This window comes from Haladaptatus sp. HS23 (genome assembly GCF_056892285.1).
In genome coordinates, this window is record NZ_JBXGLH010000005.1 from 63,763 (window position 1) to 76,927 (window position 13,165).

At 55.8% G+C, this 13,165-nt stretch carries 8 protein-coding genes; 4 read left to right on the plus strand and 4 right to left on the minus strand.

Going from position 1 to position 13,165, the window contains the following annotated elements:
• Window positions 1-24 precede the first annotated feature (24 nt).
• Both AC1XDK_RS15125 and AC1XDK_RS15130 read left to right on the plus strand, forming a co-directional pair.
• Complete coding sequence (locus AC1XDK_RS15125) at window positions 25-1,362, plus strand: CoA-binding protein (protein WP_483350733.1); 1,338 nt, start codon at window positions 25-27, stop codon at window positions 1,360-1,362.
• Window positions 1,363-1,997: 635 nt separating this feature from the next.
• A complete protein-coding gene (locus tag AC1XDK_RS15130; protein ID WP_483350734.1) occupies window positions 1,998-2,759 on the plus strand; it encodes an IclR family transcriptional regulator in 762 nt (253 codons plus the stop codon).
• 884 nt (window positions 2,760-3,643) lie between these two features.
• Here the strand turns inward: AC1XDK_RS15130 and AC1XDK_RS15135 are convergent.
• On the minus strand, window positions 3,644-5,335 hold the full coding sequence (locus AC1XDK_RS15135; protein WP_483350736.1) for a transposase: 1,692 nt from the start codon (window positions 5,333-5,335) through the stop codon (window positions 3,644-3,646).
• Between the two features lie 718 nt (window positions 5,336-6,053).
• Here AC1XDK_RS15135 and AC1XDK_RS15140 point away from each other — a divergent pair.
• Window positions 6,054-6,719 carry a hypothetical protein gene (locus AC1XDK_RS15140; protein ID WP_483350737.1) on the plus strand — a complete coding sequence of 222 codons (666 nt, stop codon included), beginning with the start codon at window positions 6,054-6,056 and terminating at the stop codon, window positions 6,717-6,719.
• Between the two features lie 665 nt (window positions 6,720-7,384).
• On the opposite strand, the gene AC1XDK_RS15145 is transcribed toward AC1XDK_RS15140, so the two are convergent.
• From AC1XDK_RS15145 to AC1XDK_RS15155, 3 genes are all read right to left on the minus strand, one after another.
• Window positions 7,385-8,203, minus strand: coding sequence for an IclR family transcriptional regulator (locus AC1XDK_RS15145; protein WP_483350739.1), 819 nt, complete (start codon window positions 8,201-8,203; stop codon window positions 7,385-7,387).
• Between the two features lie 335 nt (window positions 8,204-8,538).
• Complete coding sequence (locus tag AC1XDK_RS15150) at window positions 8,539-9,786, minus strand: M20 family metallo-hydrolase (protein WP_483350740.1); 1,248 nt, start codon at window positions 9,784-9,786, stop codon at window positions 8,539-8,541.
• Between the two features lie 142 nt (window positions 9,787-9,928).
• Window positions 9,929-11,197, minus strand: a complete 1,269-nt coding sequence (locus tag AC1XDK_RS15155) for an amidohydrolase (protein WP_483350741.1) — start codon at window positions 11,195-11,197, stop codon at window positions 9,929-9,931.
• A gap of 166 nt (window positions 11,198-11,363) precedes the next feature.
• On the opposite strand from AC1XDK_RS15155, the gene AC1XDK_RS15160 reads away from it, so the two are divergent.
• The gene (locus tag AC1XDK_RS15160) at window positions 11,364-13,097 is read left to right on the plus strand and encodes an ABC transporter substrate-binding protein (protein WP_483350742.1); all 1,734 of its coding nucleotides are present in this window, start codon (window positions 11,364-11,366) and stop codon (window positions 13,095-13,097) included.
• Window positions 13,098-13,165: the final 68 nt, after the last annotated feature.

Genomic DNA, 13,165 nt, shown 5'->3' on the forward strand with positions numbered 1-13,165 from the left:
AGACAACGTTTAGTTTAACCCGGTATGGGCGTGTCAGCTCTCTTCGACCCAGACGGCATCGCCGTCATCGGAGCATCGAAAACACCGGGAAAGCTCGGGAACGACGCGATGTCGAATATCGAAGCGTATGACACCGAGATTTACCCCGTAAATCCGTCGAGTTCGGGGACCGTCTTCGGATACGAATTCGTCGACTCGGTCCAAGAAACAGACGCGGACTTGGCCTTCTGTTGTGTCCCCGGACCGTTGCAGCCAGAGGTGCTCGAAGAATGTGGCGAGGCAGGCGTCGATGCTGCCGTGATCTTCGCCGGTGGATTTGCCGAAGTCGGCGACGAGGGGAAAGAGCTCCAAGAGGTAGTCGCGAGGATCGCAGACGAGTACGAGATTATGGTCCTCGGACCGAATACGGCAGGATATGCGATCCCACACGACAATCTATATGGATCGTTTGTCCCGCGCATTCGTGACGTCAACCCCGGCAATATCGGACTCATCACGCAGAGTGCTGGCGTCGGCATTACCATGTCGTTCCAGCTTACCCGTGAAGGATACGGTGTTTCAGCGATGTTTGGTCTCGGAAATCGGATGAACACGGAATTCGCCGACGTTGTTCCGCTACTCGACGCAGATCCGAGGACTGACGCGATCGTTATGCATGTCGAAGGGACGGAGGACATCGATGCACTCCTCGATGCCTGTCAGAGCTCAGAGACTCCGATCGTTGCATACAAGGTCGGCAAGCACGACATCGCCGATCTCGCCAAGGCACACACGGCGGCGCCAGCACAGGAGAACGCGATTTATGAGGATGGATTCGATCGCCCTGGTTTGGTCACCGTGTCTTCGACTACCGAACTGATCGACGCTGGGAGAGTCTTAGCTGACTCGCCGACAGCAAAGGGAACAAACGTAGGAATCGTGACGGCTCAGGCCGGTCCCGGGATCATCATTACGGATCACCTCAAGGGTACAGATGCCGCTTTCCCGAATCTGACCAACGAAACACGGGAACGGTTAGACAACATCCTTCCCGGAATCACGTATACGGAGAACCCCGTCGATACGGGCCGACCGATGCCGAAGTTCGGGGAGGTTGTCGACATCGTTGCACGTGATGACCGAATCGATATCGTCCTCGTCTACGAGATATACGAAGATTCATTGGGCTACCCAGTTGATGAACTGGCGAAAGTATCAACGGAGGTCGACAAACCGATTCTTTTTACCGTTGCTGGTCCCGATCACGCGCTTGAGGACGAGCGACGGGAGATGGAGAATCTTGGAATTCCGACGTTCGACACGCCAGAGCGTGGGGCACAGGCGGTCGGAGCACTGATCGACTCAACCACGAAGTCTGAGTAGTGCAATCGCGACGTTAGCAGACCGTGAAACAGAGATGAAACATATCGATCCGCTCGGAACGACGACCAGATGATCTCGAAGTTGATTTTTAGATGAGATTTGACCAGTTTCAGGCATTTGTTCGGCAAACTATCGGAGGGTCATTTGTCTATGAGATTTCCGATGATTTTCCTGTAGACTGGCTTTGCGAGATATCCGCAATGACGATTCGGTATGAGTACGGTGTGTGTCCTCTACCGACTCGCTGTTCTACCGGGTCATTCGCGCATGAACAAGGCCTTTACAGAGGTAGTATTGTAACAGACCGCCGGATGAGATCGATCACCAGTGGAGTCAGCAAACCGGTAACGACAGTAGTGAGGAGTACTATCTCTCGCGGATAAGCGGCTTTCAACGGATGGCTGGCTCTTCGTTTGCGATATAATCGAAATGCCGTCGTACAACCGAGGTCAACGGTCATCGTATACCACTAAGAATCATACTGACTCCCTGTTCGTATAGCGATCGGATCGACAATCCCCATTCTCCACGATCCGGCAATTCGGACGATTGTACTTCCTCGAAGCCAAAGACGTGTGGGAGGTAGTTGCGAAATGATCGCAAATTACAAGTAGACTTCCCGAATAGTGCTGTATATGTCTGGTGATCCGATACCGCTCAAAACAGTTCATAGGGCGTTCGAGATTATCGAGATACTCTGGGAGCAAACCAGTGCTTCTACATCCGAACTCGCGGAACGGTTGGACGTCCCGGAAAGCACGATCTATGATTATCTCCAAACTCTACAGTCGATAGGATACATCACACGGACACAGGGAGAGTGCCGGCTGAGCTACAAGCCGCTCACCGTTGGAGGGCGGGTCAAGTATCGAAGTCGCTTGTTTAGAGTTGCACAAAGCGAACTCCAGCGAGTAGTGACAGAGACCGGGGAAGTAGCAGACATCAACATCGAAGATAATGGACAGGCGGTTATTCTCCACTACGAACGCGGAGATCAAGCGTTAGATCTCGGGATGTATCCCGGCATGCGGACACCGCTTCACACGCACGCCTCTGGAAAAGCCATCTTGTCCCATCTTTCCGAAGACCGTGTCAATGAAATTATTGATAGGCACGGATTGGAGTCGATGACCGACCAGACAGTTACTGATATCGACGCCCTAAAGGATGAATTAGAAGGGATTCGGGAGGAAGGATATGCAGTCGATTGGGATCAGCAGGTCAGCGGCATGGGCATTATTGCTGCTCCAGTTCTTGTTAACGATGATATTTTAGGTGCTGTCGGAATAATTGCGCCGAGCGATCGTATGCGAGATGAATCGTATCAGAGTCAACTGCAACAAAGAATTCGTGAAGCATCAAGTTCGATCTCGATAAATTACCAATATAGTCAATAACCAAAATCAGTGCATAGTTTATTTCTTTTCGACAGATGTTACATTGTTGAACAACTGATACGGTGACTACGGATTACAATATTGTACAAACTGTTCAATTTACTATCGATATTCGACCGAGGATCAACCTATAACGGATAGTACAGTCAATCAGTTCCTTGAGTACGTGAGATTACCTTTGGACAGAATACATCGTTTATATTTGAGTTGCCGATCAATCGAATTGCAAGGAATACGATTTGATAATTGTAGTCATTAACGAAAAGCACAATGCTTGAAAAATAATGTCTCTGGGCCAAATAGAGCAGAAGCACATCTTCCGACTCAGTACTGTACCAAACAGACAGCTTGTTATTAAGAAATAAGTTTGCTTCGGCATTTATTGTAGAGAATCCACAATATCATTCGTCATTGAATTTGTCAACGATCCCGTTAACCGCAACCCTCTCGCTTCTCAATCTGGTTAAACTAGACAATACTCTGCGTACAAATTTTTCGTTGAACGGTTGAGTAACCTTCACGCATAGTTTCTTGCACCACTCCCGCCCTCAATCACTTCCGCTTAGAAGAAAAAGCGGAAGTGAATTTTATCGGCACGATCACAGTAAATTCAGGTGTTATACAGCCTCAGACGTCCGAACACCTTCAGTTCGTTATTTATAAATTGTATTTCGCTATAGCAAATTGAAGGGCGCTGGAAGATGAGACTACAGTCGGTATAGAGGGGTCAGAATGCGCTATCTTAGCGGAATAGTAGGTTTCGATGCCCACCAAACCAAGCTCCACCAACTGATTTGTGTCGGCGATCTATTAAAATCGCGCCCAAGGGATACGTTGGGTAGAGCTATTGCTCAGACTCGCGGCTTCCAGCCCTACACTGGATTCTATCCGACACCTGTCCGCTTCTGCAACAGCGTGAGCGTGTTCTGTGCCGTCACTATCGGCGAGCGCTCATACTCGTCCGTCAGAGCCACCTGTACGAGGAGATCGACCGCTCGCCAGATCGAATACAGCAAGCATGCGAAGGCGAAATAGAAGAACCGCAGCACGAAGTCCTTCGAGGTAGTTGCAGCCATGAATCGCTTAATCGATTTGTAGCCACTCTCGATCTCCCAACGATAGCTGTATTCACGGACGGCACCGGCTGGAGCGTTCGTCAGGAACAACGCGTACTGGCCGTAGTCATCTCGCTCTGAGTTCGGGTTACGCTTGTAGATGAACGTGGTATCGTGCCACTCGTTCTGTCCGAGGTGGAGCTTCCGGTCAGCAGTATAGTAATCCTGACCACGCTTGAACAATCGCTTTGCCTGTGCCTTCTCGCTGGTATACATCCGCTTCGGAACGACGTACGTCAATCCCCGCCGAGAGATGGATTCCAAGAGGTGTTGACTGTCGAACTCGCGGTCCATCAGCACTCCGTCGATGTGGAGCAGATTCTGAGCGCTATCAAGCAAATCCTCAACGATCTCTCGACGCGTCTCACTCTTCTTGACCGGCCGAGCGTCCAGGACCAACGGAACTGCGTTGCCGACTAGCTGGACGGTCGCCCATTGGTAGGCGTACTCGGTGTTCTTCTCTTTCGTCCCGATGATCTCGTTTTCGTGACCCTCTCGATCACCAGTGAACGGGTTCTCCTCGGTGGTGTCGATAGCGACTAGCCCAGCCCGATGAAAGGTATCCGTCTTACCCAGCCGGTCGATAATTCGTCTCACTGCCTCCCGGTACATCTCGCGAATCTTACTGATGGAGAGGTCGCGTAGATGTTCTCGATGGTTGTGCCCAAGTGGTGTTCGCTTCCGATTGGACTCGTAGAGGAAACTGCGTGCACCTTCGTTCGCAGCGAGGTTCTCACGAAGGCCAAGGTAGGTCTGTAACTGCCAGAACGCATTCTGGTGTATCTCGCATCCTTCTCCACGACCCAATGAGAACGCTGGATGAGCGATCTCGCCAACCTGCTCTGTGATCTGCTCAGCGCGAGCGAGTATCTCTTGTTGAGTAGGTACTACCTCGTCAGATTGCTCCCTTGGAGACGGCCGTTCTGGTGGCTCACGGGGAACAGAAACGTCTGCTCGATCCGCCTGTATGAGGATGCTCCTTGCCGCCGTTACTATCGTCTCTCTGAGAGCGGGTGTGAATCGCTGATGCCATGTTCGCCACAGCGTCGACTGATCAGGTACGCTCTCAAGATTGAGGAGCTTTCGAACCGACGAACATTGGTCAAGGTAGTCGACGAGTTTGCTCTCGTACTCCCAGTCGTGGAGTTCTTTCAGCAGAAAGGCTCGTACCAACTGCTCCATCCCGTAGCGAGTCGTTCCCGCGTAGCGGTCGTGAGCGTCGAACTCGACATACGTCAGTGGGAGGCAGCACACGAAGTCCTCGACTGATTCGTGAGCATCGTGTCCGAACCAAACCCCCGCGACAGTTCGGATATCTTCTTCGAGTCCACCGAGCGAACTCCGATCGTACAGTGGAGTTGCATTGTACGCGGGCCAATCTCGATATGACGTCGTAGCGATCTCCCGAAACACTTCACGTCGGGATGGTTGGACCGTTGCATTCGCCCTTCGTTCGCCCATCAAGGAAAGTAATTTTTGACGGATATTTATTCCTCTGTTTGCATGCGGTTCAATCGTATCCTGCCAGCCCTCCGGCCCCCACCCGGGACCATGAGATCTCACGATGCAAAGTATACATTAGAGTACGTCGGTTGGTATGATGAGGTCCGTGTGAGTGATGTAGGTGGAGGGTCGAAAGTAATTCACGACTAGCTCTCAATCTCTGTTGTATGGCTGAAAACTCCCTGTTGGTCCGATATGAGCTACTCGAGGGATCGATTCAGGAACTCCCGCCTCTCCAACGTGGTTTCGCATTAGGCACTATCTGGTTTCTCGTTTGGTTCGGAATGAGTCTCTGGCTCGGTGGCTCTCCACTCTGGTCCGCAATAATTCAGGCAGTAGTTGGTGCAGTCGTGTTTGGTGGTCTAGAATATTGACGGCACCGATAGCCTCCTTCGCTCATTTTGCACACGGGGGGCGAAAAGCGTCTCTGAGTGGGTAACTCACTTGGGATAGCATATAATGAACATCGGCGCTGGGTCGTTCGTGGCCTAATTCAGTGTGAGTTAGCGCCTTTGAGCGAGCAATCTTGCACACGGTTTCGTCAATTCTGTGTGCAAAATGAGGATCGGCGTTCTGGGTCCGTGCACCCCGTGGGGTCGTGGCGAAACTCAGTTGGTCACGTGTACCCGGATTGAAAACTCGGTATATTAAGTAACACCTCGTCCAATTAGTTGGTATGGCGCAGCGGAATCCAGCGCTCTGGGAACAAAGTCTCGTTCGAGAAGCCGTCGGCACGATCGCTATTCTCGCCGTCCTGCTCTGGCTCACCGACATGGCATGGAAGGCGATTGTCCCGATAGCGATCCTGAGCATCGGAATGATTGCACACAAATTTACCGACGCGCGATACGATCTCCCCGATGGCACGAACTGGGTATTCTATGGTGTGAGCGTTGCGGTCACTGGAGCGTTTCTGCTCATCCTCGATGGGACGGCACTCGGTGGGGCCATGCTTGTTCTCGGGTTCTGGTTCACGTTCGACGGCGCGACGACAGCTAAGTACGCTTCCTCGAAAGCCACTCACGAGTACGTCTCGGAGATGGATGGCGAAGAGACCGAGATGATGCTGCGGATGCAGACACTCAACAGCATCTACCACCATCTCAAGAATACCGGCGGCTCACAGACCACTACGAAGGTTGCGGACGCACTTGATATCACCGAGTCGCGCACCGAGTTGGCGCTTGATTACCTCGTTAGCAAGGGACGCGTCGAGCAGTCCGGTACGGGATACCGGGCAACCCCGTCTCGTTGGGGCCGACTAAGCCCGATCATTTCGTTCCTCGGGTGGTTGCCTCGTCGGGTGCTTCGCCCAATTAGCCGGATCGCCAACGCACACTGAGCGAACAGAACCACCCTGTCGGTAGTCTAGTGTCTGTCTACAGGGTTCAACGAATTTGAGAAGCGACAATGTTAGTGCTCGAAGAGAGCCAACGAGCTGTTCTATGCATTGAGAGCACCAGTCACAACTTCTGGAAGGGCGCGGGGGAGATGAGACTACACAGGCAATAGCAACCCCAGAATGCACGACTTCAGCCAATTCACCCTTTTGCACGCGCTTCAAACTGGAGTTCAGACATCGTTTCGATTACGATTCTAACTCTTCTCGAATTAGTGACCTGCCAAATAGTTAGGCGTGGGGTTGCGGGGTGTGGCAGATACGGTCGCCGAGTTCCTCATCGAAGTGGCGTGATGTTCTGCCATACCCCGCATGGCAGGTACAACGACCACATACCCTCGTTCAACCGCCTGAATCGCTATATCGCGCCGTTCATCGGCGATATTGGATACGCTGTACTCTGATTTTTGATTCCCGATAGTTACAATATTAGTGTTGTAATGGCATGGCCGCGATCACTCGCAACAGACAACAGGTGGGTCCGAAGGGGAGCGACTGACGGGTGTAGAACGAGGAGTGACCGGTTCGTCGATACCGGAAATGAACGCGGAATCGTCCTACATCGAAGCACGTCTCGGTGGCAGCGTGTCCCGAGGTGATAACGGGGACTACCCCAAATGCGGGGTGTCGGAACTCCGGTCCGCCATGTTGATGTTCACCTCGATGACGTTGGCGGTGCTCGTGACCATCTCCGGTATCGTCTCCTGGAACTGCGTTCCTTTCATCCGACTCGTCGGCCCGGAGACGCTCAACGCCCCGAGGACGTTCCCGTCACGGTCCCTGATCGGCGCACCGACCGCGCGCAGCCCCTCGATTTCCTCCTCGTCGTTGTAGGAGTAGCCGCGTTCACGCGTCTCCTCGAGTTCTTCGAGGAGTGCGTCCCGGTCGGTGATGGTGTTCCCGGTCTTGGCCGGCAGGCCGTGAAAGTCGATTATCTCCGCGGTTCGTTCGGGTGAGAGTTGTGACAGTATCGCTTTCCCCGTCGCCGACGGGTGCAGATAGTCGGGCTTCTGTAACTTCGACGTCTGGTACTCGTCTCCGACCGCTTTCTCGCCGCGTACCTTGAGCAGGCTGATTCGAAGACCGTGTTGCTCCGTCGAGAGGTGCGCGTACTCGTTGGTCCGTTTGGCCAACCTCTCCACCTCTTTCTTCCCCACTTTGTAGAGGACGTGCTGGTTGCGGACGAACTCGCCGAGGAGCAGAAACTGGAGACTGAGTTCGTACGCGTCGCCGTTCTTGACGACGAGCCCAGTTTGTCGAAGTGTTGCAAGATGGTTGTACATGGTCGTTTTGGAGACGTCGAGGTGGTCAACGAGGTCGTCAACGGTCGCGGCGCGTAACTCCTCCAAAGCCCGTATCACGTTCACCGCCGTCACGACGGTGCTCAGTGTCCGTGACGGAGAACCGTTATTCGGTAGTTTTCTCATACCTTCACTGTGCAAACGATAGATATAGTTGTTTGCATATGTTGCAATCTCAAGGAAGAAGGTAATACGTGGCCATCTCACTCGTTCTCCGGCCGTCAACCCGTCTCATCTTCGAGCGTTCGTATCGAACATCGGGCGCACATCATCGTCAGAGCGGTGTGATTTCCGATGTGGTCGCGTGGACAGCCGACGTATTGTGCTCGAGCGAGGACGGTTGAATCCGAGATATATCGGACGTAACAAGAGGATACATCACCTCAAGCTAACGATTGCAACTATCTACATAGTCACGAAACAGCGTCCATCGTCAGGTACGACGTCCGAATGCACCAGTATTAGCTCGCCAGTTCCGCTAGCGTCGTCGCGAGTACGTCGGTTGCTGCGGCGCAATCGTCCCAGTCGGTCCATTCGAGCGGGTTGTGCGACAGACCGTTCCGAGACGGAGCGAATAGGAGCACGGAGTCGGTCACGGACGAGACGTTTGCAGTATCGTGCATCGCGGCGGAGTACATCTTCTGTGCGCCGATATCGCGCGTTTCGGCTGCGTTCAATGCCGCCTCTACACACCGGTCGGCCATCCGGCTGGGCCGCTGGTCACGGTACCGGTCGAATTCGATTCGAACCGGCGCATCGCGTTCGAGGCGCGTGAGCGACTGGCGGGCGCGGTCCGCGAGCACGTTCATCGACTCGTACTCGACGTCACGGATGTCCATATGGAGTTCGACGTACCCCGGAACGATGTTGCGGGCGTTCGGCGCGACGTCGCACCGGCCTACTGTTCCGACGGCCGTCGGACTAATCGAGGCGACCACGTCTTCCGCGGCGCGACGGAAGTCGACGATGAACTCGCTCGCGGTCGTAAGCGCGTCGGAGCGTTCGTACATGGGCGTCGCGCCCGCGTGGTCCGCCTCACCGACGACTTCGACCCTGCAGTTCGTGATGCCGGTGATCGCGTCCACGACGCCGACCTGATTCCCGGCCGACTCTAACGTCGTTCCCTGTTCCACGTGCAGTTCCACCCAGGCAGACCAGTCGTCCGCGTGAACCTCGTCGTCGCCTGCGAAGCCGACGTTCTGCAGGTGCGTCTCGAGTGTTCGTCCCTCGTCGTCAGCGAGTGACAGCGCCTCCTCGGGCGTTCGAACGCCGGTGGCGACGGACGACCCGAGCAATCCGAACGAGAACCGTGCGCCCTCCTCCTCGGTGAACGAGACGACCTCGACCGGCCGCCGGAGGTCCGCGTTCGAAGCCTGCAGCGTTCTGGCGGCTTCGAGCGCCGCGTAGACGCCGAGTGGACCGTCGAAGATACCGCCCTCGGGAACGGAATCGAGGTGACTCCCGGCCGCTACGGGCGCGGCGTCGGGGTCGGCCCCGTCCGGAACCCATCGTCCGACGATGTTGCCGACCGCATCGACACGCACGGAGAGTCCGGCGTCTTCGAGCCGCGAGACGAAAAACTCACGCGCGCGTCGGTCCGCATCGCTTCCTGTCAGTACCGTCCTCCCGTGGCCCTCCTCGACATCGATGGCACCGAATTGGCCGTTTCGTTCGACGTCGCGACGAAGGCGTTGCTGGTCAACCTGCATACCTCCGCTCAATCGGAATGAGGGGTAATAAACACAGTGTATCGTCCGGAAAACTACCGGTAGCGTCGTCGGACGTTGACGGACGTCTCGCTAACGGTGCCGCCGCTCCGAACCAGCGGCGAGTCTCGTCCGAGTGCAGCGATTAGAGCGTTCGAACGGTACGAGCGACGACGTCGACTCCGATAGCGAGGGAATCCTCGTCGATATCGAATCGAGCCGTGTGGTGGCCGTACGGGTTGCTCGCGCCGATACCGACGTAAGTCGCTTCGCCGCCGTTCTCCTGTACGCGACGGATGAGGTACGACGCGTCCTCGCTTCCACCCATGTCGGCGCGTTCGACGACGGTGGAGACGGTGTCGACGTCGGCCGCCGCAGCCGCAACGGCCTCGATCATCGAGTCGTCGGCCGTGAACGTCGTTGTCTTCCCGTAGAGACCGGTTCGAAGTTCCACGTCGTGCATTCCGGCCGCGTGTTCGACGACACGGCGCGCTTTCTCGAGCATGTAGTCGTTCAGTTCCGCCGAGCCGCCGCGAACCTCGACGCGCATCTCGACCTCCTCGGCGACGATGTTCTGCGGATTCGGCGAGTGAACCTTGCCGACGTTGATTCGGGTCGCACCGTCGGAGTGGCGAGGGATGGCGTAGAGGTTCTGAATCGCCGTCGTTGCGGCTTGTAACGCGTTTCGTCCCTCGTTCGGTGCGTTCCCAGCGTGACTCGGGGCCCCCTCGAATGTCACGTCGAGTTTCGCGTTCGACAGCGGGTTCTCGTACGCCGCGACGACCATTCCCGTCTCGTTACCGAGTCCGAGGTGAAGCGCGAGGAAGTACTCGACGTCGTCGAGGTGGTGGGTCTCGCTCATCGGTTTACCGCCCCGTCCGCCTTCCTCCGCGGGTTGGAAAAACAGTTTCAACGTCCCATCGAAACCGCCGTTCTCGTCGAATTCGCGTGCGATACCGAGACCGATGGCCGTGTGGCCGTCGTGGCCGCACGCGTGCATCTCGTTCGGATGCGTGCTCCCGAACCCGTCGCGTGCAGGGCCGTGGTCGTCGTCGGTGGCCTCGCTGCGCTCGAGCGCGTCCATATCGACTCGGACACCGACGGTCGGTCCCGACCCGTCTCCGTACGTCTTCTCGGCGACGAGTCCGGTGATGTCGTCCATTCGCTCGAGGAACGATTCCGGTGCACCCTTCTCACGGGCGCGAGCGACCGCATTCGTGATATCGGCGTCGTCCGGAACCCCGAGGCGGGCGTCCTCGGCGACGGCGTCCGTACCGAGGTGGAGGGTGTAGTCGCGCTCGTCGAGTTCGTGTGCGATGAGCGCAGTCGTGCGGAACTCCTTCCAACCGGATTCGGGGTTTTTGTGAAGGTCTCTGCGTAGCTCTCGTAGGGTGAGCGGTCTGGCATCTGCCATGGCTCTACAACAAAGTACGACTATTAAACTGCTATGGGAACAGGTAATCGTAACGAAACGTATCGAAACACAGCCCTCGCCGTCAACAAAACAATTATATAATCTATCTCCATGTGCTAAGGTAGACCACACCAAAACGTGTGTATCGAAGTAGGTAACAGTAGATATGAAAGACGACAACATAATCGAATACAATTTGAACAGACGGCAGTTCGTCGGCGCCGCAGGCGTGTTGGCTGGAACAGCGCTCGCGGGATGTTCCGGAAACTCGAACGACGGCGAGAACGGCGGTGGAGACGGTAACGGCGGCGGTGGCGGCGGCAACAACGGCAAGAAGACGCGGTTGAACGTCGCCATCTCTGCGGAAGTGTGGAACTTCGACCCCGCGCTCTGGACGGACACCGCCACGAGCACGGTTGGCGGCCTCATCTTCGACGAGGTCATCGAACTGACCCCCGACGAGAAGCTGAAGCCGGGACTCGTGACGGAAGTCCCTGAACCGAAGAACGGCGGGAAAGCGTTCGAATACACGCTCCGCGACGGAATCACCTTCCACAACGGCGACGACGTGACCGTCGAGGACTTCAAATACTCCGTCGACTGGATTCTGAACCCCGATAACAACTCTCCAATCAAGAGCAGGATGCCGTTCGTGGAGAGCAGCGAAATCGTCGGCGACCGGACGCTCCGACTGAACACGTCGAAGCCGTTTGGTACGCTCAATTGGTGGCTCACCCGGAGCCTCGAAGGAATCGTCCCGAAGGATTCACGCGGCGAGACTCAGGACGGGAAGGGACCGAGCGGTCTCGCGACCAAACTGACGAACGACCCGAGCGGCGCAGGTACCGGTCCGTACGAGTTCGTCGAGTGGAAGAGCGGAAGCCACGTTCTGTTGAAGAAAAACGAGAACTACTGGATGGACGGCATTCCGTCGGTCGACGAAATCAAGTTCGACTTCATCGGGGAGAACTCCACCCGTCTCGCCAACCTTCGCTCCGGCACGATAGACCTCACGAACAAGGTTCCGCCGAAGGATTTCGCGGGGCTGAAGGGTCAGCCTGACATCACGGCGGAGTCGGTTCCCGGCAACCTCACGCAGGTTCTCTACGTGAACCTCATGGAGGCGGAGGGCAACCCGATGAGCAACGTCCACAACCGGCGGGCGGTGCTCTACGGCATCAACGGCGATGAGATTCTGGACGAAATTTTCCAAGGACAGGGCGTCGTCCAGAAAGGTCCCTGGTACCCCGACAGCGAGTGGACGTCGCCGAAGCTCAAGGAGATGAAGCTCTACGACCCGAAGAAAGCCCGCACGGAACTCGAAAAGGCCGGAAACGCGGACGGCTTCCAGATGGACATCATCGCCACCAAGGGCTCGTGGTTCAAGGACGAAGCCGTCGTCATTCAGAACCAGTTGTCCAACATCGGCATCGACGTGAACGTCACCGCCGTGGACAAGTCGACCCTGTTGAACGAGGTTTACAGCACGAACGACTGGCACGCCGCCATGGAAGACTGGGGGCAGTCGATTCCGGTCGTGACGTCCTGGCTGGAGGCGGGCTACGCGAACAACAACCACAACCACAACAACTGGCACCACCAGGCGGACGACCTGATGGACATCTACGCCCCGAGCGGACCCGAGCCGCCAGCCGACGCCAAGGGAGACTACTCGAACGGACACGAGTGGTATGTCGCACAGCTGCGCGAGGCGCAGGCGGCGACGGACAAAAAGACCCAGAAAGAGATCGTCTACCGTCTCCAGGAGTACCTCGTCGAGCACGCGATTCAGATCGACATCGCGTACGTGAACAAGCTGGAGGCGTGGAATAACTCGGTCAAGAACTACGATATCGGCACGTTCGTCGACAAGTACCGGGACATCGAGATCGGTGAGTAAACGTATACAACCATGGAATTCGATTCAGAGGAAGTGAACGAATGAGTCGATGTAGAACTGCTCCGGTG

Coding starts and splice junctions, on each gene's coding strand:
- AC1XDK_RS15130 (WP_483350734.1), top strand. CDS start 1,998: ATGTCTGGTGATCCGATACCGCTCAAAACAGTTCATAGGGCGTTCGAG.
- AC1XDK_RS15145 (WP_483350739.1), bottom strand. CDS start 8,203: ATGAGAAAACTACCGAATAACGGTTCTCCGTCACGGACACTGAGCACC.
- AC1XDK_RS15155 (WP_483350741.1), bottom strand. CDS start 11,197: ATGGCAGATGCCAGACCGCTCACCCTACGAGAGCTACGCAGAGACCTT.
- AC1XDK_RS15140 (WP_483350737.1), top strand. CDS start 6,054: ATGGCGCAGCGGAATCCAGCGCTCTGGGAACAAAGTCTCGTTCGAGAA.
- AC1XDK_RS15125 (WP_483350733.1), top strand. CDS start 25: ATGGGCGTGTCAGCTCTCTTCGACCCAGACGGCATCGCCGTCATCGGA.
- AC1XDK_RS15150 (WP_483350740.1), bottom strand. CDS start 9,786: ATGCAGGTTGACCAGCAACGCCTTCGTCGCGACGTCGAACGAAACGGC.
- AC1XDK_RS15160 (WP_483350742.1), top strand. CDS start 11,364: ATGAAAGACGACAACATAATCGAATACAATTTGAACAGACGGCAGTTC.
- AC1XDK_RS15135 (WP_483350736.1), bottom strand. CDS start 5,335: ATGGGCGAACGAAGGGCGAATGCAACGGTCCAACCATCCCGACGTGAA.